Source organism: Nitrospira sp. Vd2 (genome assembly GCF_979581665.1).
This window is the reverse complement of record NZ_CEFZSK010000037.1, coordinates 1-25,455: the sequence shown is the minus strand read 5'-3', so window position 1 is coordinate 25,455 and position 25,455 is coordinate 1. Positions and strand designations below refer to the sequence as shown.

At 61.0% G+C, this 25,455-nt stretch carries 24 protein-coding genes and 1 pseudogene; 16 read left to right on the top strand and 9 right to left on the bottom strand.

Going from position 1 to position 25,455, the window contains the following annotated elements; genetic code table 11:
- Positions 1 to 771: 771 nt before the first annotated feature.
- Entirely contained in the window at positions 772 to 1,308 is a 537-nt protein-coding gene (locus AC1U7K_RS13600) for a hypothetical protein (RefSeq protein WP_480251968.1), read from the bottom strand.
- Positions 1,309 to 1,733: 425 nt separating this feature from the next.
- Here AC1U7K_RS13600 and AC1U7K_RS13595 point away from each other — a divergent pair, with 425 nt between their 5' ends.
- The gene (locus tag AC1U7K_RS13595) at positions 1,734 to 2,069 is read left to right on the top strand and encodes a hypothetical protein (protein ID WP_480251967.1); all 336 of its coding nucleotides are present in this window, start codon (positions 1,734 to 1,736) and stop codon (positions 2,067 to 2,069) included.
- A gap of 489 nt (positions 2,070 to 2,558) precedes the next feature.
- Here the strand turns inward: AC1U7K_RS13595 and AC1U7K_RS13590 are convergent, their stop codons facing one another.
- Both AC1U7K_RS13590 and AC1U7K_RS13585 read right to left on the bottom strand, forming a co-directional pair.
- A complete protein-coding gene (locus AC1U7K_RS13590; protein WP_480251966.1) occupies positions 2,559 to 2,795 on the bottom strand; it encodes a hypothetical protein in 237 nt (78 codons plus the stop codon).
- Between the two features lie 35 nt (positions 2,796 to 2,830).
- Entirely contained in the window at positions 2,831 to 3,250 is a 420-nt protein-coding gene (locus AC1U7K_RS13585) for a transposase (protein WP_480251965.1), read from the bottom strand.
- A gap of 1,218 nt (positions 3,251 to 4,468) precedes the next feature.
- Here AC1U7K_RS13585 and AC1U7K_RS13580 point away from each other — a divergent pair.
- The 5 genes from AC1U7K_RS13580 to AC1U7K_RS13560 all read left to right on the top strand — a co-directional run bounded on the left by AC1U7K_RS13580 (position 4,469) and on the right by AC1U7K_RS13560 (position 9,754).
- Positions 4,469 to 5,698: a caspase family protein gene (locus AC1U7K_RS13580; protein ID WP_480251964.1), complete on the top strand. Its 1,230-nt coding sequence runs from the start codon at positions 4,469 to 4,471 to the stop codon at positions 5,696 to 5,698.
- Positions 5,699 to 5,870: 172 nt separating this feature from the next.
- Positions 5,871 to 6,662 carry a DUF4384 domain-containing protein gene (locus tag AC1U7K_RS13575; protein WP_480251962.1) on the top strand — a complete coding sequence of 264 codons (792 nt, stop codon included), beginning with the start codon at positions 5,871 to 5,873 and terminating at the stop codon, positions 6,660 to 6,662.
- A 295-nt stretch (positions 6,663 to 6,957) separates the two neighbouring features.
- Entirely contained in the window at positions 6,958 to 7,137 is a 180-nt protein-coding gene (locus tag AC1U7K_RS13570) for a hypothetical protein (protein ID WP_480251961.1), read from the top strand.
- Between the two features lie 283 nt (positions 7,138 to 7,420).
- Positions 7,421 to 8,419: an MlaA family lipoprotein gene (locus AC1U7K_RS13565; RefSeq protein ID WP_480251959.1), complete on the top strand. Its 999-nt coding sequence runs from the start codon at positions 7,421 to 7,423 to the stop codon at positions 8,417 to 8,419.
- A gap of 111 nt (positions 8,420 to 8,530) precedes the next feature.
- Positions 8,531 to 9,754 (top strand): acetate/propionate family kinase, encoded by a 1,224-nt coding sequence (locus tag AC1U7K_RS13560; RefSeq protein ID WP_480251958.1) that lies wholly within the window; start codon positions 8,531 to 8,533, stop codon positions 9,752 to 9,754.
- A 25-nt stretch (positions 9,755 to 9,779) separates the two neighbouring features.
- Here the strand turns inward: AC1U7K_RS13560 and AC1U7K_RS13555 are convergent, their stop codons facing one another.
- A complete protein-coding gene (locus AC1U7K_RS13555; RefSeq protein ID WP_480251957.1) occupies positions 9,780 to 10,970 on the bottom strand; it encodes a glycine C-acetyltransferase in 1,191 nt (396 codons plus the stop codon).
- A gap of 142 nt (positions 10,971 to 11,112) precedes the next feature.
- Here AC1U7K_RS13555 and AC1U7K_RS13550 point away from each other — a divergent pair, with 142 nt between their 5' ends.
- The 8 genes from AC1U7K_RS13550 (at position 11,113) to AC1U7K_RS13515 (ending at position 21,391) form a co-directional block, all read left to right on the top strand.
- Entirely contained in the window at positions 11,113 to 13,164 is a 2,052-nt protein-coding gene (locus AC1U7K_RS13550; RefSeq protein WP_480251956.1) for a sigma 54-interacting transcriptional regulator, read from the top strand.
- 211 nt (positions 13,165 to 13,375) lie between these two features.
- Entirely contained in the window at positions 13,376 to 13,516 is a 141-nt protein-coding gene (locus tag AC1U7K_RS13545; protein WP_480251955.1) for a hypothetical protein, read from the top strand.
- A 38-nt stretch (positions 13,517 to 13,554) separates the two neighbouring features.
- On the top strand, positions 13,555 to 14,049 hold the full coding sequence (locus tag AC1U7K_RS13540) for a DoxX family protein (protein WP_480251954.1): 495 nt from the start codon (positions 13,555 to 13,557) through the stop codon (positions 14,047 to 14,049).
- A 1-nt stretch (position 14,050) separates the two neighbouring features.
- Complete coding sequence (locus AC1U7K_RS13535) at positions 14,051 to 14,383, top strand: hypothetical protein (protein ID WP_480251953.1); 333 nt, start codon at positions 14,051 to 14,053, stop codon at positions 14,381 to 14,383.
- Positions 14,384 to 14,406: 23 nt separating this feature from the next.
- Positions 14,407 to 15,300 (top strand): NmrA family NAD(P)-binding protein, encoded by an 894-nt coding sequence (locus tag AC1U7K_RS13530; protein WP_480251952.1) that lies wholly within the window; start codon positions 14,407 to 14,409, stop codon positions 15,298 to 15,300.
- Between the two features lie 79 nt (positions 15,301 to 15,379).
- On the top strand, positions 15,380 to 16,600 hold the full coding sequence (locus AC1U7K_RS13525) for an efflux RND transporter periplasmic adaptor subunit (protein WP_480251951.1): 1,221 nt from the start codon (positions 15,380 to 15,382) through the stop codon (positions 16,598 to 16,600).
- Positions 16,597 to 19,776, top strand: coding sequence for a multidrug efflux RND transporter permease subunit (locus AC1U7K_RS13520; RefSeq protein WP_480251950.1), 3,180 nt, complete (start codon positions 16,597 to 16,599; stop codon positions 19,774 to 19,776). Before AC1U7K_RS13525 ends, AC1U7K_RS13520 begins: the two co-directional genes overlap by 4 nt.
- Positions 19,777 to 19,933: 157 nt before the next feature.
- Positions 19,934 to 21,391, top strand: coding sequence for an efflux transporter outer membrane subunit (locus AC1U7K_RS13515; RefSeq protein ID WP_480252200.1), 1,458 nt, complete (start codon positions 19,934 to 19,936; stop codon positions 21,389 to 21,391).
- Positions 21,392 to 21,468: 77 nt separating this feature from the next.
- On the opposite strand, the gene tdh is transcribed toward AC1U7K_RS13515, so the two are convergent.
- Positions 21,469 to 22,503 carry an L-threonine 3-dehydrogenase gene (gene tdh, locus AC1U7K_RS13510; RefSeq protein WP_480251949.1) on the bottom strand — a complete coding sequence of 345 codons (1,035 nt, stop codon included), beginning with the start codon at positions 22,501 to 22,503 and terminating at the stop codon, positions 21,469 to 21,471.
- A gap of 174 nt (positions 22,504 to 22,677) precedes the next feature.
- Between tdh and AC1U7K_RS13505 the strand changes: the two genes are divergently transcribed.
- Positions 22,678 to 23,277 carry a YceI family protein gene (locus AC1U7K_RS13505; protein WP_480251948.1) on the top strand — a complete coding sequence of 200 codons (600 nt, stop codon included), beginning with the start codon at positions 22,678 to 22,680 and terminating at the stop codon, positions 23,275 to 23,277.
- 238 nt (positions 23,278 to 23,515) lie between these two features.
- Positions 23,516 to 23,845, top strand: coding sequence for an FHA domain-containing protein (locus tag AC1U7K_RS13500; protein ID WP_480251946.1), 330 nt, complete (start codon positions 23,516 to 23,518; stop codon positions 23,843 to 23,845).
- Between the two features lie 83 nt (positions 23,846 to 23,928).
- Here AC1U7K_RS13500 and AC1U7K_RS13495 read toward each other — a convergent pair whose 3' ends face one another.
- The 4 genes and pseudogenes from AC1U7K_RS13495 to AC1U7K_RS13480 all read right to left on the bottom strand — a co-directional run.
- A complete protein-coding gene (locus tag AC1U7K_RS13495) occupies positions 23,929 to 24,093 on the bottom strand; it encodes an FmdB family zinc ribbon protein (protein WP_480251945.1) in 165 nt (54 codons plus the stop codon).
- A gap of 196 nt (positions 24,094 to 24,289) precedes the next feature.
- Complete coding sequence (locus tag AC1U7K_RS13490; RefSeq protein WP_480251944.1) at positions 24,290 to 24,787, bottom strand: ester cyclase; 498 nt, start codon at positions 24,785 to 24,787, stop codon at positions 24,290 to 24,292.
- A gap of 151 nt (positions 24,788 to 24,938) precedes the next feature.
- Positions 24,939 to 25,064, bottom strand: a complete 126-nt coding sequence (locus AC1U7K_RS13485; RefSeq protein WP_480251942.1) for a hypothetical protein — start codon at positions 25,062 to 25,064, stop codon at positions 24,939 to 24,941.
- 83 nt (positions 25,065 to 25,147) lie between these two features.
- Positions 25,148 to 25,455 (bottom strand): annotated as a pseudogene (locus AC1U7K_RS13480) (Fic family protein); the annotation flags it as partial.

Here is a 25,455-nt window from a genome sequence, read left to right as displayed (position 1 = left end):
ACCCCGCTGCGCTTTTCGCCGGCCGTTTGGTTGCGGCGCCCACTACCTTCCTCTGCTGACCATCGGGATGTTTCTTCGGTGGAGCCGGCATGATAGTACACATCACGCTGGTTTCGCATTACTGATGTGGGACGAGGCTGTAGGGTATGTCAACCTGTGAAAGCCCACGGTTGCGGTTTGGCCCGTGGTCGGTCTTGCTGTTGTTTGTGCTCCAGTGGCTCATGCGCAAAGGGCGTTCACGATGAAGTTCATCAAGCTTGTCGTTCTTCTGTTCATGCTCGTCATGGCGTCGGCGATGCCGACTTCCGCGCGTGACATATCTATACGTATGATAGAGAACGAAGACTTCTGAAGGAGGTGGTCTATCAGGGCCGCGGTATTCCTATGATTCGCACGGGCGTGTGACGGTGATAACTCTAGAGCTCGCCGACGGCACACGGGAAAGCCGGACGACCTGTCAGTCTCACGGCCTTCATTTTTTATTTCCTCAGGCCGCTTAGACCGTAACGGGCAGCGTGCGGAGCGATGCCGACGGCGCACGCCCGTGCGGCGGTCGCGGCATCCCTTGTGTTCAGGGGAATTGAAAATGGAGAGACGGTCGCGGCGTGAAGATCACTGAATCGAGGCCTTGGGCGGCGCCCTTGGACCTGTCGGCTTCAGAATCGCCAATTCGTGGCTGCTTGATCAAGTTCCGGCTTGAGTGCGATCATCTTGAGCTCGCGCCCCACCATCGCTTCTTCGAACTGCTGCAAAGCCAAAGGACTCCAATCTCTACCGAACGACGGCAGTTGATTGGACGATCGATTCTTTGCGGACGGCTTCCATGTACACTTCGAGACAGTCCGGGCACATACCATGAGTGAACTGAACGCCGGTGTGGCGGTGCAGGTAGTCATCGACTCTATGCCATCCGCCTCGTTCGTCACGAATGCTTTTGCAGTACGAGCAGATGGGCAAGAGTGCCCGAAGTTCGACGTTCTCGGCAAAGAGCCGGACTTGTCTCAAGACAAGGATGGCTGCCGACGCGATCAGCAGAAGTGCGATAAGTCGGTTGGTCACGGCGATCGACTGGATACCGCCGTTCGGGGAGACGATGAACCCAAGGAGAGTCAAAGCACTACTCACGGCCGCCACACCGTATACCGAGTGCGATTGTCGAGTCGGGGCGAACGGCAAGCGACTCGAAAGGTAAACGGGCACAACGTACAACACGCATAGCACGATGCCAACCGGTGTGAGGAGATCGAGCGCGGCGATGAACGTCAGGACTACTGGAATGGTGACTTCGGAACGCCAGAAGGTTGTCACAGGTGAACACGTAGGCTGTGAAGGTGTCCAATGCTATCGTAGCCGCCTACGGCGCTGCAATTCGTAGTTCATACCTAAGTTTAGAGGGCTAGCAACGTCTCAACCCTCACTCGCCATCGAGCTAACTCTCAAAATGCTGCGAAGCGTGGAATTGTTATCCTGCTAGCTTGATGTCTCCTTCGCATCAACCGAAAAGATACACGGCGTATCGGTCTTGATACGTGTCGCGAATGGATCGTTCATCCGTACAAAGCCCAAAACAATCCGTATGGGTTAAAGGCGCTCACCCATCCGGGTGACTTTCGCCCCTGCTGTTGGCAATCGGTGCTGGCGCGGCGCACTGGCATCGTTGTTGAGTGTAGGGACACGCATGGACCAAGAAACGATTCCCCTTCCACCTACTACATCACCTAATTGGAGGCGTTATGAAAGCGTGGGCAATCGGGACAGCGACGGCTCTGACAATCGCCGCGTGCGTCGGCATGGCGGTGAGCAATGCGGCGGCACAAGATCAGAAGCGCGCGAGTGTCGTGATCGTCGCGCAGAGTGGTACACCGGCGTATCAGGCGCAGCTCGACAAACTGCGTGCGGCCGTCGGTCAGGGAGATCAGGCGAGGGTCAATGACGAAGTGGTCACGTTGCTCGGCATACTGCAAGAGAGACCCATGAGCACGCCGGATCGTACCAACAGCACATCGTTGACCGATGAGATGATGCGAATCATCAGCATCCAAGACGAACGATCTGGGAACTCTTTTTAGGCGAAAGCCGCGTGACTGCCGGGGGAAGGTGCGGGCGTTCCCTTTCGCCCACCTTCTCCCGGCGACCTTTCCGGACGAGCGCGTCGGCGATCATGGTGATCTTCGATGGAACTGTTTATTCATCGCGTTCCTGCCTGCTGTATGTGTCTCCGCGACGACGGCACCTAAACGTTCTCCCGTAGCACAAACTAGGATTGTCAAGGTAGGAGCTGAGCCTATACTGGCAAGCGGCAAACGTTGCACGTATTACCACCCCTTGGTCTCAAAGCCAAGTCACCCGGAGGTATGTATGACCAAGTGGAATTTGGCCGCTTTTCAAGACAGTCGCGACGAGGAATGGGTCTTCGTCTGTGATGACTGTAGTGAGCAATGGCCGCTAACGCAGAAAGCGGGCGTCAACGCACATGAGCAGGCGCACGGCCACAGCGTGTATGAACGCTATAGAGGACGCGAGAACGACGACCGAAGGAGCAGCGAGTAGTGGGCATTTCACTGCGCCTCGGGGCCACGTTTCTTCATCAGAGACAAGCAGCAGGGGGCTGACGAGAACCTACTTCGAAAATGCCGCCGTTGGTAAACCGCCGGCTCAAAGATCACGCGGTGGCCCAAACGCTCCAGTTGTTTGACATAGCGGCGCGTGGCGTGTACCCGTTCGCGCTGATTGAGATACGCGGCCCCGAGTTCGTAGTACGGGCTCCCGTGCTTGAGCATGTGATAGACAATCACGAGGATGGTGTTGGGCGACGGTCACGACTGCCTTCTTATGTCCGCGGTGACGCATGATGCGCCGATAGCGGGCGGCGAGCCGACTGTCTTTGGCGCGAACCGCCGCGATGGCCGCTTCGACCAACGTGGTAGCGCAGCCACCGGTTGCCCTTCCGGGGCGTGCCGATCCTGCGTTTCCCCGCGCTCTCATGATGGCCGGGGCAGAGGCCGCTCCAACTCACCAGATGCCGATCCGACGGAAAGGGGCGCAGGTCCAAGCCGATGTCTGCCACGATGCCTTCAATCGTCCGCTGGTTCACCTCCGGGATCGCATCCAGAGGCGCCAGCATCGCCGCGAAAGAGCGCAGCGGCTCGCCAACGGGCTCACTGAGCCGCTCGATGGCTTCCTCCAAATAATCGAGGTGAGCCAGCATCTGGCTGACCAGCAATGCATGGTGCTGCCGAAACCGCCCCACCAGCGCCTGCCTGCGCGCGGGCAGCCTGGGGAATCGGTATCGAACCATCACTTACCGAATGCCTCTATGCCGAGATGTACGACACAACGATCGTTCAATGCACGATGCGAGCGCACACCTATAGCTGTCAATAGAGAGACCGTTATAGGGACCGTTGTGGCAGAATTTCGGATGAGAGTTTCGAAAAGCGTTTTCGTGTGGAATAACGAGCCGGTGTTCGTAACTGTTCTCCCGGAAGTGGTCCGCCGTCGAATGCCGAGGTACACCTCTCGCGTTTCAGTGATCCGCTTTCTGTTGAAGGATGGATGCCTTCGCCATCCTCGGGAAGGTGAAGCGGCATGACACGACCTTCTGACCGACGAAGAGAGAATGTCGGATCTCTATCGCATTCTCCCATGCTGTCACTTTTTACAGATTTGTTTCGCGGCTCGCCGATGTATAAGGATGACGCAGCCTAAGGAGTCCCCATGGCGGTGGGGGGCGTTTCTCGTAGCGTTGAACCTCAAGAGATGTTCCAAGGGTGGTTTCATAGGTTCGACACTGTGCCGCGAATCGAGTTTCTCGGGGCGACCCTCGGCTTGTGCGTCTTCGCGCTTGATCTACTGACCCCGCTCGGGACTGGGGCGGCGACATTCTCTATGTCATCCCCATCGTCCTTTTGCTGCCTGGACTTTCCCCGAAGCTGTCTTCAAGATGTGCGTACTTGCCACGGTATGCACCATTCTTGCGCTGTGCCACGCCCCCTTTTCTCCCGACAGCAGGCTGGGACGCGCCATCGGCATCCGGGCGTTCGCTGTGTCGACCATACGGTTTGTGACATGGATTATGGTGCTGCGCAACGGGTTCGAGCAGGGTGAAGAGCGCCGGGGTTACGGCTTTCAAAACAGGAGCCCGTGACCTGAAGGCCGCTATAACAACTATTCCATAGGAACGTGAAAGACGTCGTTCGGCCGGACTGAACTGCGGGGTTTTTTCACGGCGCCCAGCAAGCAGGTATTCTGCCGGCTGGTGGACGACCGTGATCTATGCTGATCAACGGCTCGAAGCAGTTGGAGTGAGTCGGGAGGCGGAAGGCACGTTCTCTTCCGCAGGACACGTGATCAACGAACGGCGGCTCCACCTGAGCCATCACCTCTCCTGACGTCAGGATCCTGAGGAGGAAGAGGGCCTTCTCCGTTCTGCCTCTGGCTACCGCGGATTTCCATTGTGAGGCTCGCCATGAGAACCCTCACGTTCGTTCCCCTTGTCCTGGTGATCCTGCTCCTTTCTGGCTGTGCGACGATTATGGCCGGCAGTACCGTCGACGTGACGCTTGCCACAAGTCCTCCTGGTGCCAAGGCATTCGTGAACGGCCAAACATACGAAACGGTTCAGCCGGTCACCCTCCCCATTCGACGGGGAAAAGAACCGACCATTCATATTGAAAAGGACGGGTATGAACCACAAGACGTCAAACTGCTCCGGAAATTCGGCGGGTGGGTATGGGGCAATTTGGCGTTCTTAGGCTATGGCCTCATCGGCCTGGGCGTGGACCTCGTGAGCGAGCGTGCCTATGGCGTCGATCCAGACACGCTCCACGTGACGCTCGTTCCTAAAACTGTCCCCGTCGCACAGCCGGTGGCCGGTAGCCCATCGAACCTTGTGAAGGTGAGCGATGTCGATTCACCCCGAAAGACGACCCACATACGAAACAAGGCCCATGCGGTTGTCGTCGGGGTCGAGACATACAGGGATCCGCTGCCGCGGGCCGAATTTGCCGAGCGAGACGCGGCCGTCGTTGCCGACTATGTGTCGCAGACGCTTGGCTACCCGCCGGAAAACGTGGCACTGCTGATTAATCACCGCGCGTCGAAAAGCGATTTGGAAAAATACTTTGAAACCTGGCTGGCCAATCGCGTCGAAAAGGATGACGTCATCTTCATCTATTACTCGGGGCACGGCACCTTCAACGCCAAAACGGGTGATGCGTTCTTGCTGCCCTATGATGGCGATCTGACTTTCATCGAAAACACCGGCTATTCGCTGAGGCGCCTGTACGCGCACCTCGCCGATCTGCCGGCCAAGGAAGTCGTCGTGATCTTGGATTCGTGCTTCTCCGGCGCCGGGGGACGATCATTGATGGCGAAGTCGATGCGTCCGATTGTGACGGAAGTCACCAACCCTGTGATCGCAACCGGCAAGACCATCGTGATTGCGGCGAGCGGCAGTACTCAGATTTCGAGCAGCTATGATGACAAAGCCCATGGTCTCATGACCTATTTCCTGCTAAAGGGGCTTGGTGGGGAAGCGGACATGAACCACGATGGCAAGATCGAGGTGCCCGAGCTATTTGAATATCTGAAGCCGCAGGTCGAACGAGTGGCTCGACGCCAATACAACACCGAACAGACGCCGCAGCTCTTAGGCGACCTGGAAAGTCTGAAAGGGAGTCTGGTTCTGTTCGAGTAGCGATTGTATGGGTGATTGGTCGCTGCCATCTCGACTCATGTTGTTCACGTTGGCGCTAGGCTCGTGCACGAGCGAGCCTCACGATGTTCGGCAAGCAACCAGGGACACAAGAGGACACGAGCAGGCCTCGCCGGCCGCTCCTCGGGTGCAAGGACCCGAGGCCGAGGGATGTATGTGGGTGGAGTCCCGCGCATCTGTGCCGTTCGGGGAGCAGGACACGAAACACCAAGCGCGAGCGCAGGCGATCGCGGATGCCCGGCGAACAGCAATGGAGCAGGTCTTGGGCGTTCGGCTCGACCACCGGTTTCTCGATTTTCAGCAGGAGCAATCCTTGCGCGGTGAATACAGCCTGACAGAAACATTGCTCCGCGCGAGCCATCAGGGCCGACAAGTCCAGGAAGAGGTCATCTTCAGCGAGTTGACCGATGATGTCGGCTGTACGGCGTGCCGATACACGGCTCAAATCAGAACGTGTATCGCACCCGAACGCGACGAGCATGACAGGAATTTTCGGGTGCACCTCTCCCTCAATCGATCCAATTATGTCGACGGCGATGAAGCGATCATGACCGTCACGACGTCCCGCGACGCCTATATCTACCTCTACAACGTCGATCTGGATTCGAATGCGGTGTTGTTATTCCCGAACGACTACAGTCAGGACAACTTCATCAGAGCGGGCATGCCATGGTCGTATCCCTCACACCGACTACGAGATCGCGGTATCCACGCGGTCGCGCGACTTCCCGCCGGCACGCACGTCTCCGCCGAATTGATACGCGTCGTCGCTTCAAAGACGCCGCTACCACCTTCCCTGCAATCCGGCGTCAACGAGAACGGGCCATCTTCTCATTCCCCCTCAGCCACCCCAACAATCTCCTTCCTGAGCCTGATTCGCCGCCTTCTGTACAGCGAGTTGGAATGGACGGACGATGCCGCCGCCTTCCTGGTCCGCCAACATTGAGGGGAGGCCTCGGCTGTGGTGGCCATTTTCCGACTGCGAACCGTTACCGCAAGGCTGAGCGAAGATCGTCCTTCAGCACTCGGAGGTTGTCACGGAGCCGATGAGGGAGGCGCGTACGCCACCGTCGGTCGTCAGCTTGGGCCGGATGGACCCGGGCCGACGGAGAGCAACCGAAGAGGTGCAGCATGAGCGTCGCCGCTGGGAGGGTGACCACCTGTCACTCCTGACAGTATCTTCCTATCTTCCCTGGCGAGACGATAAGTGAAGGTCTCCGGCCGGCTCGAGAGCAGGAGGTATGGACGGCCTCTCCGTCGTGAAGCGCGAAGCCCGGCGCACTGCCGGTGTCGCTCTCTATCTGTTCTTTTGTTTTAGTATCCTTGCGACCCTTAATAAGCTCTTTCTGGCTACCTATCAGATCAAGGTCTCCGCGCTCGTACCTGCAGTCATCGGTACGCTTGGGAGTAACGGGGGATAATGCGCCCTTGGGCCTGAATGGACCGTCCAAGCCGCCGTACGTTGGTCTTCACTATGCCTTTAATTCCCGAACGGCTCTTCAAGGCGCGCTTCCCAAAGAGGGACAGTAACTCATGCGGCGGCTCTCCGAACAACAGGCGACGATGGCATGCCGCACGCTTTGGGATTCTAATCCTAGGACACAATCTTCTTCTTGAGCACTGTTCGGGGCTTTTCTGCGTCCGCCGCTTCTGCTACAGTGCCGCGGCAATTTGGCTTAGTGGGAACTGTCTCAGGAGGGACGAGTGCGGCGACGGAGGCACGGGGCGCTCAAGACGATCGCACTGGCTGTGGCGATGCTCATCTCGCAAGGGTGCGCGGAGTTGGCGGATCGTAAATCGGAGGAAGGTCGGGCAGTCACACCGGCCTCACGCCCGGAAGGTGAGAGCAGGCCACGGCCGGCTGAACCCGCTCAAGTCAGCCCCGCGGCCGCGCGGCCGGCCGCGCAGCCATCCAAGCCACTTCCGAAGGTTCCCTCTGTTGAAGCGGGTGCGCCCGGCCCCCCGCCGGCCGTCTCCCCGGAGGCCGGAGGGCTCGAAGAGGAGCTGTACGATCCCTTCGCGAAACCCGGCGAGCGGGCCGAGGAAGTCGAAGAGTACGACCCCTGGGAGCCGTTCAATGTGGCGATGTTCAATCTCAATCGAAAGATCGACCGGTATGTCTTGAAGCCCGTGGCGACGGCGTATGACAAAGTGATGCCGGATGAAATCGAGCGCGGGCTCAGTCGCTTCTTTCACAACGTGCGGTTCGTTCCGCGTTTCTTGAACAACATCTTTCAAGGCAAGTTTAAGGGCGCCGGCATCGAGCTGACTCGCTTTGTGGTGAACACGGCGTTCGGGATCGCGGGCACGCTCGACTTTGCAAAGGAAGTGTTCGGCCTCGAGACGCCGGATGAAGACACTGGCCAGACCCTCGGCTTTTACGGTGTGAAGCCGGGCCCGTACCTCGTCCTGCCGCTGCTCCCACCCTTTACGTTGCGTGATGCGCTTGGCTATGTCGCGGACATCATGCTTGATCCGATCAACTATTTTGCATTTGCGACGATCCGTGTGGGGCAGCCGGCGTGGGTCACAGATCAAGATGCCGCCTTCTTTGCCAACTTCGGCGCGCGCACCGAAGAGATCGTCAACGAACGCTCGATTAATCTGGAGACGTTCCAAGGGGTGGAGGAAGCCACGGTCGATCTGTACGGCGCCGTCCGCAACGCCTATCTTCAGAAGCGAGCGCAAGCCGTGCGACAGTGAGGAGATGATAAAGTGCTGAGTGCTGAGTCATGAGTGCAGAGTGCGCCAAGAACCTGCCGAGTCCTCTTCCGCTCATCACTCATCACTCGGGACTCAGCACTTCTTTATCTAATGCGGATCCTCGTTCTCAATGCCGGGAGCTCATCCCTGAAGTTTCGTCTCTTTGAGGCTCCGCCTTCCTCGACCTCCCGGTCCGACGCCGAGCACTCAGCACTCAGTACTCTTCTCTCCGGCGCCGTGACCGGAATCGGATCCCAAAGCGCCGCGGTGGCCATGATCGGCCACGAACGGCGAACGCCTGAGGAGCCGATTCACGATCATGGCGCCGCGGTGGCGTGGCTGTTCCGCCATATCGATACGCAGGCCGTTCAGGCCGTGGGGCATCGCGTCGTTCATGGCGGTGAACGATTTCGTGAGCCCACGCTGCTGACCGGCGACGTGATCGCCGAGCTGGACGCGCTCACCATGCTGGCGCCTCTGCATAATCCGCCCAGCCTCACCGTGATTCGCGCCACTCGTGCCGCCCTCGGCGCGACGCGGCCGATGATCGCCGTGTTCGATACCGCATTTCACGCCGCGATGCCGATGGTCGCGGCCACCTACGCCATTCCGCGCGATCTCGCTGCCCGACATCAGATTCGGCGCTATGGCTTTCACGGCATCGCGCACAAGTCGCTCGCAGAAGCGGCCGCGCGGGCTCTTGGCCAACCCCTCACCGCTCTTCGCTTGATTACCCTGCAACTGGGAAATGGCTGTTCCGCCGGGGCCGTGTCGGGCGGGCAATCCATCGACACGTCGATGGGGATGACGCCGCTCGAAGGGTTGGTGATGGGCACGCGATCCGGCGATCTGGACCCCGCCATCGTGGCGTATCTCGCCGAACGAGAGCGCGTGTCACCCCAAACGGTCGAGCAGTGGCTCAATGAACGGTCCGGCTTATTGGGCCTCTCCGGCCGCTCGAACGATGTGCGCGCACTCCTCGACGCGGAGGCGCAGGGCGATGAGGCGGCGGCACTGGCGCTCACCCTCTTCTGCTATCGCGTGCGCAAGTACATCGGCGCCTATCTGGCGGTGCTTGACGGTGCGGATGCGGTCGTCTTCGGCGGCGGCATTGGAGAACATGCGGCAGACATTCGAGCCCGGATCTGTGGCGGCATGGAGTGGTGCGGGCTGCGGCTGGACGAGGCGCGCAATCGAACAGCAGTCAATGTGCCGACGGGAAAGACCGCCCGGATCAGTGTCGATTCAGCCACGCCGGCGGCGCTCGTCGTCGCAGTCGATGAGGAATCGGCGATCGCCGAGGCGGTGGTCCACTGCCTCGGCAGCGGCTCATAGTCGGCCCAGCCTTTCTCATCGTACGTCAGCGAATGACGCCGAGTTGTCGACCCACCCTGGCAAAGGCCGCGACCGCCTCCTCGAGCTGGGCGCGCGTCTGTGCCGCGGACATTTGCACGCGAATCCGAGCCTGCCCTTTTGGCACGACCGGATAACTGAACCCGATCACGTAGACCCCTTCCTTCAGCAGGAGATCGGCCATTTGTGTGGCAAGCGTGGCATCGCCGAGCAGGACGGGAATGATCGGATGATGGCCGGGTACCAGACGAAAGCCGAGATCGCTGAGGGCCGCGCGGAAATAGGTCGCGTGGTCGCGGAGCACCGCTCGCAGCGCATCGCCCTCGATCACGAGCTGCAGCGCCCGCAGGGCGGCGGCGGCGATCACGGGCGCGAGCGAATTGGAAAAGAGATATGGCCGTGAGCGTTGCCGCAGCAGCTCGATGATCGCCCGCCGCCCGGACGTGAAGCCGCCGGACGCGCCTCCCAACGTTTTACCCAATGTGCTGGTCACGAGGTCGACGCGATCCGCCACTCCCAACTCATCAGGGGTGCCCCGGCCCGATCGGCCCAAGACCCCCGTCGCATGGCTGTCGTCGACGACGACCAAGGCGTCGTAGCGGTCGGCGAGATCGACGATTTGATCCAGCTTCGCGAGGTCACCGTCCATCGAAAAGACGCCATCGGTGGCGATGAGTCGCAGATGGGCACCTTGGGCGTCTGTCAACACCCTTTCCAATTCCGCCATGTCGGAATGAGCGTACCGGAACCGCTTCGCCTTGCATAGACGGATGCCGTCGATCAGGCTCGCATGATTGAGGGCGTCACTGATCACGGCGTCACGCTCGTCGAGCAGTGTTTCGAACAGGCCGGTGTTCGCGTCGAAGCACGAGCTATAAAGGATCGTGTCGTCCGTCCCGAGAAACGACGTGATCGCCGCTTCCAATCGCTTGTGTAGGTCCTGCGTCCCACAGATGAACCGCACGGAGGCCATCCCATAGCCATACCGACGCAGGCCTTCGATGGCCGCCTCCAGGATCGCCGGATGATTCGCCAGCCCGAGATAGTTGTTGGCGCATAGGTTCAGAACGGAGCCTTGCCGGACCTCGATGCGCCCGCCTTGCGGGCCGAGAAGCTCCCGTTCGGTCTTATACAAGCCGGCGGCGCGGATATCCTTGAGTTGCTGTTCGACGGCGGTGTGAAACGATCGGTAGGCCATGGGCTGCTGATCCCACGGAGAATGGTGGAATCGAATCCATTGTAGTTCGAGGAGGACGGCACGTTCAACGAGGTCCCGCTCGGCTGCGCCGGTTGGTTTTCGATCGTGCGGTCACGTATGCTCATGAGCACGAGAATATGACATGAACGACGACAGGCCGGATCAAGACGGCTCTCTCGCCCGCCGGTATCGGTCCTTGCTCGATGTCGCGGAGGCGATTGCGCGGCACGTCGAATTCGCGGCGTTGCTCGATGAGCTGGCCGCTCGGCTCCCGGATGTCGTCGATGTCAACATCGTTGGCCTTTCGCTGTATGTCGAGACCCGTAAGACGATGCGCTTACAGTCAATCCGAACGAATGTCGACGGCGAGATGATCGGAGGGCACGAATGGCCGGTCGACGAGTGCCCCGATGGCTGGGTCTGGCGACATCAGCAGCCGCTGCTGATTCCAGACGTGGGCCAAGAAACACGGTGGCCGGCCGTCACCCGGCTGATGCAGGAGGATGGGACGAAGGCGGTGTGCATCGTGCCCTTGACGACGGCCGTTCGCCGGCTCGGTGCGCTCGGATTCGGGAGCCAAAAAGGAGCGGCGTACCACCCGACCGATCTCGAATTTCTCTCCCAAGTTGCCAAACAGGTCGCCGTGGCCGTTGACAATATCCTGCACCGCGACGCATTGAGCCGAGAACGGGACCGGTTGCGCCTTTTGCTCGACCTCAACAATGCCGCCGTCTCGATCGTCGATCTCCGGCGCTTGCTCGATGTGGTCGCGAACCCGTTGCAACGGGCCGTGCGTCACGATCGCGCAAGCCTGGTCCTCTATGACCCGGAATCCGACCGCCTCCGGTTGTATGCCGGGACCGGCATAGGGCGCGAATGGATCGAGGAGGGGACGTTAGCCCCCGTCGACGGCACGCCGGGCGGGATTGCCTTTCGTACGCGCAAACCGGTTGTCTTTTCAGCCGACGACCTCAAGACCATGCCGTCGCAGGTTGCGCAGGTGTTGGTCGCGGCCGGCGTCCGCGCGCATGCTTGCCTCCCGCTGATCGCACATGAACGACCGTTGGGCGCCTTGACCGTGTCCCGCGTGGATGCGGTCCCCTTCTCGCACGACGAGATCGATCTGCTCGACCACGTGGCGCGTCAACTCGCCATTGCCGTCGCAAATGCGCTGGCCTATCAGGAAATCGCGACGCTGAAGGACAAGCTGGCCAAAGAAAAGCTGTATCTCGAAGAGGAGATCCGAACCGAGAACAACTTCGAAAACATCGTCGGGGAGAGCCAGCCGCTCAAGAGCGTGTTGAAGCAGGTCGAGATCGTCGCGCCCACGGATTCCACCGTGCTCGTGTTGGGCGAGACCGGCACCGGCAAAGAGTTGATCGCGCGAGCCATTCACCATCTGAGCGGGCGGCGCGATCGGACGTTCGTCAAACTCAACTGCGCCGCCATTCCAACCGGCCTGCTGGAAAGCGAGTTGTTCGGCCATGAAAAGGGCGCCTTTACCGGCGCGATCGCTCAGAAGATCGGCCGGTTCGAGCTCGCCGATCGCGGCACGCTGTTCTTGGACGAGGTGGGCGACATCCCGCTGGAGCTGCAATCGAAGTTGCTGCGCGTGCTCCAGGAGCAGGAATTCGAGCGGCTGGGAAGCACGCGTACGATTACAGTCAACGTCCGGCTGATCGGCGCGACCAACCGCGACCTCGCCGTGTTGGTCCGCGAGCAACGATTCCGGAGCGATCTCTACTACCGCCTGAACGTGTTTCCCATCACGCTGCCCCCGCTGCGCGCCCGCCCCGGCGACATCCCGATCCTCGTCCGCCATTTTGCCGCGCGGTATGCGGCCCGAATGGGAAAGACGATCACGATGATCCCCGTGTCCGCGATGGACGCACTGTCCCGCTACTCGTGGCCGGGTAACGTGCGCGAGTTGGAAAATTTCATCGAGCGCTCCGTGATCCTCTCCACCGGAGCCGAGCTTGCCGTCCCCGTCGCCGAACTCGCGGCACCGGTTCGCCCCGAAACGACCAGCGCAGGGACCCTCGAAGACGCGGAGCGCGAGCATATTCTCCTGGCGTTAAAGGAGAGCAACTGGCGCATCGGCGGGCCGTCGGGGGCCGCCGCCCGCTTGGGTATGAAGCGGACGACGCTCAACTCCAAGATCAAGAAGCTCGGCATCTCTCGGCCCCACGTGTGACCAGCCGCGGCCTTCCCAGGAGTGACGAGCACCTTCGTCACTGACGATCCATCGTCCGCCCGCTTCGTCATCTTCGGCCCTCTTTCTGCGATCACTGCCCGAACGCCCGTGTTTCATTCAAAAAATTTCCCCCGATTGACGCGAGGCAGCCTGGAATGGACCTTGCTGTACACACCGATCGTGATCGTGGAAGCTTTTCAAGAGGTCGAACATGAATACATCGATGTGGTGGACCTGGTACGCGCTGCTCGTCATGGGGCCGATGCTCGTGCTCGGCTTGCTCATGAAGGATTGGCTCGCGACACGCGGCGTCATGGATGTAGTGAGGAAACGGCCCGGTCGTTCCTCATGACGTCGTGAGGAATGGAGCCGAGTAAGAGGAGGTTCGATATGTACGATCTGGTCAAGACGGACGACAATTGGGCGGGACTGATCTTACGCGTCAGCGCGGGTGTCGTCATGTTCGCGCACGGCGCGCAAAAGCTGCTCGGGTGGTTCGGCGGCAATGGCTTCAGCGGCACGATGGGCTACTTTACGAACGTCATGCACCTCCCATGGTTGATCGCTTTCCTGGTAATCATCGGCGAGTCGATCGGGAGTCTGGCGTTGATCGCCGGCTTCCTGACCCGCGTGACCGCGGTGAGCTACATTATGATCATGGCGGGGGCCATTGCCATGGTTCACTGGCCGCAAGGATTCTTCATGAACTGGTTCGGTAAACAGACCGGCGAAGGCTTCGAGTACCACCTGCTGGTCATCGGCATCGCGCTCGCCCTGCTGGCAACCGGCGGGGGGAAGTGGTCGGTCGACGGGTGGCTGACCCGATGGCTGAGCCAACGAGTCGCCGCCGACATCGATGTGAAGGCCTTCAAGGCGGTGGGCTGACATGAGGACCACGATGATGTTCAACGGTAGATTGCTCAGGGCCACCCTCGTTGCGGTGGCTCTCATCGGAGGAGCGGCTGGCTTTCTCCCGCTCGCCAATGCCGCAGCCATCGAGAAGACGATCGAAGGCCCCCAACCGACTGCCGGCGGCGAGCGACTCAGGCGCTCGATGCCGACGGCCGATTCATCCAAGCCGCGCAACCGGCCGAACGGCGCTCCCCAGGCCGAGGCTGCGCCTCGACCGCCGGCTGTCAAGCGCGGCCCAAACGGTCCCGGCGCAACGATGAACGCCGCACCCGGGACGGCGCCGACCGATCCTGGATTGATTTTTTGACAGCTGAACCAGAGAGGACAACCATGTTTGTTGTGGCAGGGGCGACGGGCCATACTGGATCGGTGGTCGCCGAGACGTTGCTGTCCCGCCGTCAGTCGGTCTCGGTGTTGGTACGATCGGAAGAGAAAGGCCTGCCGTGGAAGGCGAACGGCGCCGAGATCGTTGTCGCCTCCCTGAGTGATCGGGCGGCGCTGACCGAGGCACTGAAGAATGTGGACGGAGCCTATCTCCTTGTGCCGCCGCATTATGAGGCTCCCGACTATCTTACCGACCGGCGTGCCCTGGTGTCGGCCGTCGCGAATGCCGTCCGGGACAGCGAGGTTCGGCACGTCGTGTTTCTGTCGTCCATCGGAGCCCACCACGCCGAAGGAACGGGCGTGATTCAGGTGCTGCACGACGCCGAAGCGCAGCTTCGAGGCGCGGCCCGCAACGTGACGATCATCCGCGCGCCCTACTTCATGGAAAACTGGGTGCCGGCGTTACACGAGGCTCGCTCGCGCGGCGTGCTGCCATCATTTCTCTCCGCCGATCGGGCGATTCCGATGATTGCGACCCGTGACATCGGACTGCTGGCTGCCGAATGTTTGCTGGATCGTCCGAAGGGGCACCGCGTGCTCGAGTTGTCCGGCCCGGCACTCTACAGTCCGGCCGATGTGGCACGTGTGGCGGCCGATGTGTTTCATCGTCCTGTTCAGGTCGAAGTGCTGCCGCTCGACGCCGTCGTTCCAACCTTCACTCGGCTGGGATGCTCGGAGTCGACCGCCCGGCTCTTCAGGGAGATGTACGCCGGCCTCGAGAGCGGCCACATCGACTTTCAAGACAACGGATGCTGCCGCCCGCGCGGGTTGATCACGCTTGCGCAAGCGCTCTCTGAAGCGGGCAAGACCATCAACGGCGTCGCGGCCTCCGTACGGTGATCCGACGCGGCGCCCGATTGAATCTCTCCGTGCAGCTGTGTCATCGTCTGCTTACGGACGACTCCGGGATTGGAAGAAGATGAAGCGAGGACGGGCATTCAGTAAGAAGCCGGCGGCATACATGGGCTCGATCGCGGGGATCGTGCTCCTCGTGCTCGTTGCGGCGTGTCAGAAGGAAACGGCCTCATCGCCCGCTCCGCCGTTGCCGGAAGTCAGGGTCATGACGGTGAGCACCCAAGACGTGCCCGATGAGCCGGAGTTCATCGGTGAAACGGAGTCGTCTCGCCCGGTCGAGATTCGGTCTCAAGTGACGGGGATTCTCAGAGAGCTGTACTTTCAGGAAGGGCGGGACGTCAAGAAAGGGGACAAGCTGTACAAGATCGACCCGGTGCCGTTCCAGGCGGCGGTCGCGAGCACGAAGGCCCGCATCGAGCAGGCCGAAGCGCGGTTGGTGCAGGCGCAACAGAATTTGGCCCGCGTCAAGCCGTTGCTCGCCGAGCAAGCGGTCAGCCAAAAAGACGTGGATGATGCCATCGCGGAGGAATTGGCCGCCAAGGCGGCGCTCGATACCTTCCGGGCCGATCTCATCAGAGCCAAGTGGGACTTGGACAACACACTGATCGTTGCGCCGATCAGCGGGCTCATCGAGCGGACGCGCTTCTATGAGGGGCGGCTCATTTCGGCGCAGACCGATCTACTCACGATCATTCACCAAGTCGATCCCATGTATGTCATCGTGAGCGCCCCCGAGAGTTTCCTGCTCAAGCGCCGCCGCGACATCATCGCGAAACGCGTGCAGCATCCCGGGATTTACGAGCTCACGGGGGTCCTCAAGTTTGCCGACGGCTCCATCTATGAGCACGAAGGCGTCCTCGACTTCGCGGATGTCGGGCTCAAGACCGAGACGGGGTCGCGGCAGGCCCGCGTGGTCTTCCCGAACCCCGATCGCGTGCTTATGCCCGGCCAATTCGTGACCGTCCGGTTCAAGGGCACGGTCAAGACCGACGTGATTCTGGTGCCCCAACGGGCCGTCCAACAGGGGCCGAAAGGGCCGATCGTGTTCGTCGTCGCCGAGGGTGAGAAGGCCGAGATGCGGTCGGTCAAGGCCGCGAGCTGGGAGGGCAACCAATGGATCATCGAAGAAGGGCTCAAACCCGGTGAACAGGTCATCGTGGACGGCTTCCACAAAGTGACGCCAGGGGGGCCCGTGAAAGCGGTGCCGGTGTCGGCAAATGGAGCGACACCGGAAGCGGCATCCCCCGCGAAGCCGACCCAGCCGAGCGGCGAGGCGCCGAAGTGAGTTCCGCATTCTTTATCGACCGGCCTATCTTCGCGTCGGTTCTGTCGATCGTGATCGTGGTCGTCGGCCTGGTCGCGTTACAGGCATTGCCGATCGCGCAGTTTCCGGAGATCACGCCCCCGGTCGTGCAACTTGAGGCCGACTATCCCGGGGCGAGCGCCGAAGTGGTCGCCGATTCCGTGGCCCGGCCCATCGAGGTACAGCTTCCCGGCATCGACAATCTGCTGTACTACGATTCCACCAGCACGAACGACGGCCACCTCAGTATGCGCCTGACGTTCGAGATCGGCACGAACGTCGACATCGCGCAAGTCCAGACGCAGAACCGCGAGGCGCTCGCTGAGCCCCAGTTGCCGCCCGAAGTCGTGCGGCAAGGGATCAGCATCAAGAAGTTCTCTCCCGATCTCTTGTGCGTCATCGCCTTGAGCTCGAGCGATCCCACGCACGACACGGTCTACATCTCGAACTACGCCATTCTTCGCGTGATCGACAACCTCAAGCGGATTCCCGGCGTGGGGGAGGGGCAGGTCTTTGGGCAGCAGAACTATTCCATGCGGATCATTCTCGATCCGGTCCGAATGGCGCAGTTCAGTCTGATCCCGACTGATATCGCGAACGTCATCCGAGAGCAGAATCGGGACTTTCCCGCCGGCCAGATCGGCCGTGAACCGGCGTTGAAAGGGACCGAGTTGACCATTCCGGTGATCACCCTCGGGCGATTGACCGATGTCAAAGATTTCGAGGAGATGATCGTCCGCGCCATGCCGGACGGCTCGATGATTCGCCTGAAGGACGTCGCGCGCATCGAACTGGGAGCCCAATCCTATGTTCTCGAAGGTCGGTGGAACGGCAAGCCGAACGTCTTTTTGCTGACGTTTTTGGCGCCGGGCGCCAACGCGCTCGATACGGTCAAGCGGGTGCGCGGCGAGATCGACCGGCTGTCCAAATCGTTTCCGCCCGGCATGCATTACGACATTCCATACGATACGACCCGGTTCATCGAGGTCTCGATCAAGGAAGTCGTCATCACGTTGGGTGAAGCGCTGATCTTGGTGATCCTGGTCGTCTACCTGTTCCTGCAGACGTGGCGCGCGACGCTGATTCCCGCGGTTGCCGTGCCGGTTTCGTTGATCGGCACGTTCGCGGCCATGGCGGCGTTCGGGTTTTCGATCAATACGCTGACGTTGTTCGGGATGGTGCTGGCGATCGGCATCGTCGTGGACGATGCGATCGTAGTCGTGGAAAACGTCGAGCGGCACATGCGGGAAGAACGTTGCTCGGCGAAGGAAGCCGCCAAGCGAGCCATGGCGGAGGTGACGGCACCGGTCATCGCGATCGTCCTGGTCCTCTGCGCGGTCTTCGTCCCGGTCGGGTTCCTCGCCGGCATTACCGGCGAACTGTACAAGCAATTCGCCATCACGATCGCGATCTCCGTGGTGATCTCGGGCTTCGTTGCGCTCACGCTCAGCCCCGCGCTCGCGGCGCTGGTCCTGAAACCGGGCTATAACCCGGAGCGGGCCGGCGGGTTCTGGCGCCTGTTCAATCGCGCGTTCGCGGGCGTGCAGCATCGGTATACGTCCGCTGTCGGGACGGTCACAAACCGACCGGTGATCGCGCTCGCCGTCTTCGTCATCCTGATCGGCATCACCGCGCTGATCTTCCGGGTGATCCCGCCGGGGTTCTTGCCTGACGAGGACCAGGGCTATTTCATTTCGATCGTGCAGTTGCCGGACGGCGCGTCGAAGCAGCGGACGGACGCGGTGCTCACCAGGCTCGAGCAGTACTTCCTCGCCAATCCCGCGATCCATTCCACCGACGCGATGTCGGGCATGAACTTCGTGTTCAATACACGCGGGTCGAATTCGGCCACGATGTTCCTGCCGCTTCGCCACTGGGACGAGCGCACCAAGCCCGAGCAGCGTGTTCAGGGCATCATCGGAGCGGCCTATCGGGAGTTCGCAAAGATCCCGGAAGCCTTGATCCTGGCCTTCAACGCGCCCTCGATCCGCGGTCTGGGCGCGACGGGCGGCTTTTCTGCGCAGATTCAAGATCCGAGCGGTGGAGACTTTGGCAAGTTCTCTGCCGTCACTCAGGAATTCATCGCGAAGGCCCGCCAGAACCCGGCCATCGGCGGGATCGGAACCGGCTTCCGGGTGACGGCGCCGCGTCTCTATGCGCGCGTGAACCGGGAGCGGGCGAAGGCGCTGGGTGTCCCGATCTCGGAGATCTTCGACACCATGCAGGCCTACTTCGGCAACTATTATGTGAACGACTTCGTGAAGTTCGGGCGCGTGTACCGAGTTCAGACCGAGGCGGAGGCGCAATACCGCATGCGGCCCGAAGATATCGCAAACGTGTACGTCCGGGCCAATTCCGTGAACAGTCACGGGCCCGCGATGATTCCGTTGAACACGGTGGTGGACACCGAATACACGAGCGGCCCCGATCCGGTCACCCACTTTAATGGATTCAATACGGCGCTGGTCCTCGGCGCCTCCGCGCCCGGCTACAGTTCCGGGCAAGCCCTCGATGCGCTCGAGGCGATCGCGCAGGAGGTGCTGGTCCCGAAAGGCTACGCGCTCGAGTGGAGCGGCATCTCCTACCAGGAGCGCAAGGTGGGCCATCAGTCGGTCTATGCGTTCGCTTTCGGCTTGCTGATGGTCTTCTTGGTGCTCGCGGCGCAGTTCGAAAGCTGGACCGTGCCGTTCGCGGTCATCCTCGCCGTCCCGTTCGGAGTGTTCGGGGCGCTGGCGGCGGTGTGGGTCCGCGGGATGACCAACGACATTTATCTGCAAATCGGGCTGGTGACCTTGATCGGTCTCGCGGCGAAGAACGCGATCCTGATCGTCGAGTTCGCCAATCACCGCCGCGAGGCCGGGCTCTCGTTGCATGACGCAGCCGTCGAAGGCGCGCGCTTGCGGTTTCGCCCGATCATCATGACGTCCATGGCGTTCATCCTCGGCGTCGGCCCTCTGGCGTTTGCGACGGGGGCGGGGGCCGCCAGCCGCCAGTCCATCGGGACGGGCGTGCTCGGCGGCATGCTCGCGGCCACGTTTATGGCGATCTTCTTCGTGCCGCTGTTCTTCATCCTGGTCCGCAGCGTGAGCGAACGCTTCAGGTCGCGCATCGTAGCTCATGAACCGGCAATGGCGATTCAAGGCTCCGACGTTCGCTAACCCTGTTCGCAGGTCACGAGGTTCCGCACCGAATAAGGGTGAACCCATAATTATGGAGTGTAGTAGCTCAAGAACCGGTCGTGGCGATTTCCAGCAAGGACGTTCGTTAATCCTGTTCGCGTGCCACGACGCTCGGCGTCGAACAAGGTTGAAGAAAGTGTTGTTCTTGCTCCTGACGGTGCTGCTGTTGACGGGGTGCGCGATGGGGCCGGACTATCAACGGCCCGCCGTCTCGGTGCCCGAAAACTTCCGCGTCATGAGCGATACGGAGATGACCTCGCTCGCGAATCTGCCGTGGTGGCAGCTCCTGCGCGACGAGCAACTGCAGCAGCTCATCCGCACGGCGATGGTCGAGAACAAGGATCTCAAGCGCGTGATGGCCACGGTCGAAGAGTTCCAGGCGCGCCTGATGGTTTCCAAGATGGATTTTGCGCCGGGCTTCATCGCCTCGACGAACGCACCGGTCCTTGGCCGGCAGACCGTCTTTACGTTCCCGGGCTTCCCGAATCCCTTTGCGTACTACCTCTCGGCCAATCTGAGCTGGGAAATTGACGTCTGGGGACGGATTCGCCGAGCCACGGAGGCCGGCTTGTCCGACCTGCTGTCCCGTGAAGAGAACCGGCGCGCGATCATTCTCGACCTGGTGAGCAGCGTCGCGCAGGCCTATTTCGACCTCCTGCAGTTCGATATGCAGCTTGATATCGCGCGCCGCACGCTGAGGTCCTGGGAAGAATCGGTCCGGATCGCTCAAGCGCAGCTCCGGCACGGCACGATCACGAAGCTCGATGCGGATCAGTTCGAGGCCGAGCGGGCGAACGCCGCCGCGCGAGCCGCCGAGTTCGAGCGTCAGATGATCCAGAAGGAAAATGAGCTGAGCGTGCTGCTGGGCCGGAATCCGCAAACGATCGCGCGCGGCCTCACGTTGACGGAACAAATCATGCCGCCGGAGGTGCCCCCTGGGCTTCCGTCTGAATTGCTGCAGCGTCGGCCGGATATCGTTCAGGCCGAGCAGGACCTGCACGCCGCGACCGCGCGGGTCGGCGCCGCGAAGGCCGATCGCTTCCCGAAGATCAGTCTGACCTCGATCATGGGCTATGCAAACCCCATCCTGCACCAACTGGTCAAGGGAGGGGGCAAGAAAGACGGACAGTTTTTCGAGGCCGGGTTTGGCTTTACCGCGCCGCTCGTGAACGCCCAGGCGTTGGGATTCCAGCAGCGAGCGGTCGAAGCGCAGGCGCAACAGGCGGTCGCCCAGTACGAGCAGCAGGTGCTCGTGGCCTTTCGGGAGGTGGAAGACGCGCTGATCGCCGTCAAGACGGCCCGCGAGCAGCGGGACGCCCAACAAGCGCAGGTCGAGGCCCTGCGCTCGGCCCTGCGACTTGCCAATCTCCGGTACAAAGGTGGGCTCGCGAGCTATGTGGACGTGTTGATCGCGCAGCGGAATCTATTCGATGCGGAATTGGCGTTGACCGCCTCCCATCGGCTTCATCTCGTCTCGGTCGTCCAGTTGTATCGGGCGCTCGGTGGAGGATGGACTCCGGACGGTGAGTACAAAGAAGCGAAGGTGAAAGCGGTATCAACCGGCCCTGAGGCGCCCGGCGTGTCGACTAAATGAGGTCAGGCTCCGCAGCCAGCGGGAGCCGGCCGGCTCTTCACGAACCCCGCGCGAGGAGATCGGAGTGAGGCCGACGCTTACGGACGGAGGACGACCTTCCCGCACCGGCCGCTCTCGATGAGGGCGAACGCGTCGGCAAATTTCTCCAACGGGAACGTATGTGTGACGACCGGGCGGATGTCGAGGCCGGCCTTGAAGAGTCCGGCCAAGCGGAACCAGGTATCGAAGAGCCGTCGGCCGGTGACGCCATAGACGCGGATGCCCTTGAAGATGATTTCATTGGTCAGATCGAAGCAGACGGGACCGGTGGGAATTCCGAACAAGGTCACCCGGCCGCCGTTCTTCACCGAACGGAATGCCAAGTGAAGCGCCGCGGGATGGCCGGACATCTCCAGGGCCGCGTCGACCCCCTCCCCACCCGTGATATCCCGGATGGTGCTCTCGATTGTCTCGGCTGATTCCGCCTGCACGTTCAGTGTGTGATCGACACCCATCTGCTTGGCGAGCCCCAGCCGATAGTCGCTGACATCGGACGCGAGAATCACCGAGGCGCCCGCCACTCTCGCCACACCTGCGGCAAACAACCCCGTCGGTCCACACCCACTGATGAAGACCGACCGTCCGGCGACATCCTCGACCAGCGCGGCGTAGACGGCGTTGCCCAGGGGCTCTTGGACACACGCAAGATGGGGAGGAATGTCCGCGGCCGTCTTCCACAGCACCCGCTCGGGCAAGACGAGATAATCCGCGTAGGAGCCGTCCACATCGATGCCCAAGATCCGGTAGTTCTTGCAGACGTGCGCCTGCCCGGTCCGACATTGAAAACAGACACCGCACGTGAGGTGTGATTCGGCCGCAACATAATCGCCGACGGCGACCATTGTCACACCTGGTCCGAGTTCGACCACCTCGCCGCAGAGTTCGTGGCCGATGATCCGTGGCGGGTGAATGCGGCTGTGTGCCCATTCGTCCCATCGATAAATGTGGGCGTCGGTCCCGCAGAGGGAGGTTGCTTTGACCCGGATCAGCACTTCACCTTCGGCCGGCTGGGGTTCGGCCATCTGCCGGAGGACGAGGCCGGGCGCCCGCTCGGTCTTCACGAGGGCTCGCATGATGCCTCATTATACCGCTCTCCGACGAGTCGGAGATGGCTGCGTCGAGAGAAAAAGAAAATGAAGTGCCGGCTCTTGACCGTCTCGGGGGAAGTCAGTACTCTGGCGCGCCGACGTGGCGGCGATGCGGCTCGCAGCACAAGAGCCACAAGAGGCACGAGACAGGAGGAAGACATGCGACGAGTTTCGTACGGAGTGTGGGCGATTGTCTTCGCGGTATGGGCCGGGGCCGACACCGCGACGGCGGAAATGGCCCGTTACAACGTCGATCCGGAGCATTCGACCATCGGCTTTTCCATCGATCACATGGTGGTCTCGAAGACGCGCGGACAGTTCATGGACTACAGTGGATTCATCGAGATGGACCCGGATGCCAAGACGGTGAAAACCATCGAGGCCACGATCAAGACGGCGAGTATCACGACCAACCACCAAAAGCGCGATACGCATCTGAAGAGCCCGGACTTCTTCGATGTCGAGAAATACCCGACGATGACGTACAAGCTGAAGAGCTATCAGAAGACGGGGGATCACTACACGGCTGTTGGCGACCTGACGCTGCACGGCGTGACGAAGGAGATCACGCTCGTCGGCAATTTCAACGGCGTGAGCAAGGACCCCTGGGGCAATCTTCGCGCCGGCTTCACCGCGGAAGGGAAAATCAATCGCAAGGATTTCGGCATCAATTGGAGCAAGACGCTCGACAACGGCGGGCTCGTCGTCGGCGATGACGTGCTCATCAAGCTGGATATCGAGTGCATCAAGGCAAAATGACCCCGTGCGGGCTAAACGGACCGCCGGTACATTTTTCGAGTGCCAGTGACAGAATGTGTTCCTTCGCCGTGGACGGGTGATCGTTTCTGTTCGAACGCTTCTCTAAATGGTCGGCCCTGCGTCAATGCACCCGGCACACTTCCTGCGAAACGTCCACACGGCCATTGACCAAAGGAATCGAGTAGGCAGGAGCCATGCATGCTTGGAGCCGGTGCGTAACATGAAACAAGGATCCATCATGGGACAGGCGAAACTGCGGGTCGTCCTGTTGGGCAGCGGTGAAGAAGAACTACCGTTGGAGGAAATGGAATTTACAATTGGGCGGGCGCTCGACAATCATCTCATCCTCACCGATCGAGACGTGTCCGAGTATCATGCCCGCCTCGTGAACATCAATTCGACGTACTATGTCGAAGATTTGGGCAGCGCGGAAGGCACCTACGTGAACGGCGCCCGGGTCGACGAGCAGCCGTTGCTTCACAAGGACCGCATCAGGATCGGCCCACAGCTCCTGATCTTCGAGCAACCGGACAAGCCAGCCCCGCCCGCCCCCTCCCGAGCGTTCTAGCGCGTTCCCGACCAATGCTGGCACGTCGCCCGGGTCTCCGCAACCGCGGCGGAAGGCCGTGATCCGTGATTGACGATTCGACCTCAGCTCTTGCGGCTGGTCTTCGCCGTGACCGCGCTGATCAACTGCTCCATCCGCGTACTCTTGCAGGACGGGCAGGTGGCGGCGCCCGTTTCGTGATCCTTCAAGGTAAGACTCACCTCCGATTCCTTGCCGCAGTCGAGGCACTTGTACTCGTACATCGGCATCAGACACCTCCTTGCGATCCAGGCGACGATCGTCTCCCTACCGTAGGCATCCGGGAGTTTGTGAGCAGAGGCCAAAAACGTTTAGGGCTTGAACGGTAAGGACAACATGGAGCAGCCCTTCGCCATAGGAGCGCGTCGGCCTGATTGTGAGCCGGCGGGGCCTGTGAGCGCCCGCTCAGTGCCATACTAAGTCTTGCTAATGCGCGGCATGTGCGCGAAGCGCCGCGGCCTGCTCGATGCCGATCACTGGGAGCGACCGTGGATCGAGCAGGCCAACTTGAGCCAGCAGCGATCCTTGATCCCAGTAGATATGCTCGTGTGCGATCTTGCCGTGCTCGAACTTCATCACGACGACGGTCGGCAGTTCGACACGCTTTCCCGTCGGAGCAATCCCGGGCAGCATGAAGTCGAGACGCACATCGTGCGTGAAGCTGAGGATGAGCTCATCGACCACCTGATCGGTGCCGACGGTTCGAGAGATGCGGGTCACGTTCGTATCGACCGGCCATTTCCCCACGAAGAACTGTTCGTAGAAGCGGCGAACCTCGGCGGCGCCGTCTCCCCCGGTAAGCGTCGGGAGATGAATCAGGTACGGCTCCGCCGTCATCGTCCGCATCGTCGCGTCGACGTCGTGGTCCACGAACTCATGCCTCACGTGGGCATCAAACACATCCCCGAGCGATGAGTCTTCCATGGCGTCTCTCCGTGGTACGGCGATGGGCGAAAAGCAGAACGAACGTCAGGCAGCGATACAGTAGAGAGGGTAGTACGGACACTGGGCTTCCGCAAGCAGCTCTTCGTCGCCGCTCGCCTCAGCTCGGTATCATCGGTGCGGGCGAATGGGTCTATTGAGGCGTGGCATACGGGGCAATGTAATACGCGGCAACTGAAATCGCGAGTCCAAGGACCGCCCCGCGTACCCCATCGACAAACACGCCGACGATCGGGGCGAGGAACACGAGCAGGATCATCACGACCGCGACGGACTTGTGGCGTTCATAGAAAGCCCTGCGCCGCTCGCACGCGGAGTTATTACCACCTCCATTACCACCATTCATGGGTTATTCCCACGTTTCCGCCAAACTGCCGCAGCGCCTGCGCCTTCGGACCAGACTTCTCCCTGCTTCTTCAATTTATTGAGCACAACGCGAATCATGTCCCTGGTGACGTGAGGGCAGAGCCGTTCGACGTCCACCATTCTGAACCGATCCGGCAAATGACGAACGGCGGCCAACACCATCTCCGTCTTGTCGCCCCTCGTCGAACTCAGTAACTGAACCCGTTGTTCAAATTCCCGGTAAGCCGCCACTAGTGTCCTGTCTCTGAAGTGCGCTGACAAAATCGAGCCACGCTGGCCAGGAT

What these genes read in the sequence shown, in the direction of transcription:
- AC1U7K_RS13580 (WP_480251964.1), top strand. Translation starts at nt 4,469, where the DNA reads ATGAGAACCCTCACGTTCGTTCCCCTTGTCCTGGTGATCCTGCTCCTT.
- AC1U7K_RS13545 (WP_480251955.1), top strand. Translation starts at nt 13,376, where the DNA reads ATGAATACATCGATGTGGTGGACCTGGTACGCGCTGCTCGTCATGGGG.
- tdh (WP_480251949.1), bottom strand. Translation starts at nt 22,503, where the DNA reads ATGCGAGCCCTCGTGAAGACCGAGCGGGCGCCCGGCCTCGTCCTCCGG.
- AC1U7K_RS13575 (WP_480251962.1), top strand. Translation starts at nt 5,871, where the DNA reads ATGTGGGTGGAGTCCCGCGCATCTGTGCCGTTCGGGGAGCAGGACACG.
- AC1U7K_RS13530 (WP_480251952.1), top strand. Translation starts at nt 14,407, where the DNA reads ATGTTTGTTGTGGCAGGGGCGACGGGCCATACTGGATCGGTGGTCGCC.
- AC1U7K_RS13505 (WP_480251948.1), top strand. Translation starts at nt 22,678, where the DNA reads ATGCGACGAGTTTCGTACGGAGTGTGGGCGATTGTCTTCGCGGTATGG.
- AC1U7K_RS13500 (WP_480251946.1), top strand. Translation starts at nt 23,516, where the DNA reads ATGGGACAGGCGAAACTGCGGGTCGTCCTGTTGGGCAGCGGTGAAGAA.
- AC1U7K_RS13550 (WP_480251956.1), top strand. Translation starts at nt 11,113, where the DNA reads ATGAACGACGACAGGCCGGATCAAGACGGCTCTCTCGCCCGCCGGTAT.
- AC1U7K_RS13525 (WP_480251951.1), top strand. Translation starts at nt 15,380, where the DNA reads ATGAAGCGAGGACGGGCATTCAGTAAGAAGCCGGCGGCATACATGGGC.
- AC1U7K_RS13495 (WP_480251945.1), bottom strand. Translation starts at nt 24,093, where the DNA reads ATGCCGATGTACGAGTACAAGTGCCTCGACTGCGGCAAGGAATCGGAG.
- AC1U7K_RS13485 (WP_480251942.1), bottom strand. Translation starts at nt 25,064, where the DNA reads ATGATCCTGCTCGTGTTCCTCGCCCCGATCGTCGGCGTGTTTGTCGAT.
- AC1U7K_RS13490 (WP_480251944.1), bottom strand. Translation starts at nt 24,787, where the DNA reads ATGGAAGACTCATCGCTCGGGGATGTGTTTGATGCCCACGTGAGGCAT.
- AC1U7K_RS13560 (WP_480251958.1), top strand. Translation starts at nt 8,531, where the DNA reads ATGCGGATCCTCGTTCTCAATGCCGGGAGCTCATCCCTGAAGTTTCGT.
- AC1U7K_RS13570 (WP_480251961.1), top strand. Translation starts at nt 6,958, where the DNA reads ATGGACGGCCTCTCCGTCGTGAAGCGCGAAGCCCGGCGCACTGCCGGT.
- AC1U7K_RS13595 (WP_480251967.1), top strand. Translation starts at nt 1,734, where the DNA reads ATGAAAGCGTGGGCAATCGGGACAGCGACGGCTCTGACAATCGCCGCG.
- AC1U7K_RS13540 (WP_480251954.1), top strand. Translation starts at nt 13,555, where the DNA reads ATGTACGATCTGGTCAAGACGGACGACAATTGGGCGGGACTGATCTTA.
- AC1U7K_RS13535 (WP_480251953.1), top strand. Translation starts at nt 14,051, where the DNA reads ATGAGGACCACGATGATGTTCAACGGTAGATTGCTCAGGGCCACCCTC.
- AC1U7K_RS13555 (WP_480251957.1), bottom strand. Translation starts at nt 10,970, where the DNA reads ATGGCCTACCGATCGTTTCACACCGCCGTCGAACAGCAACTCAAGGAT.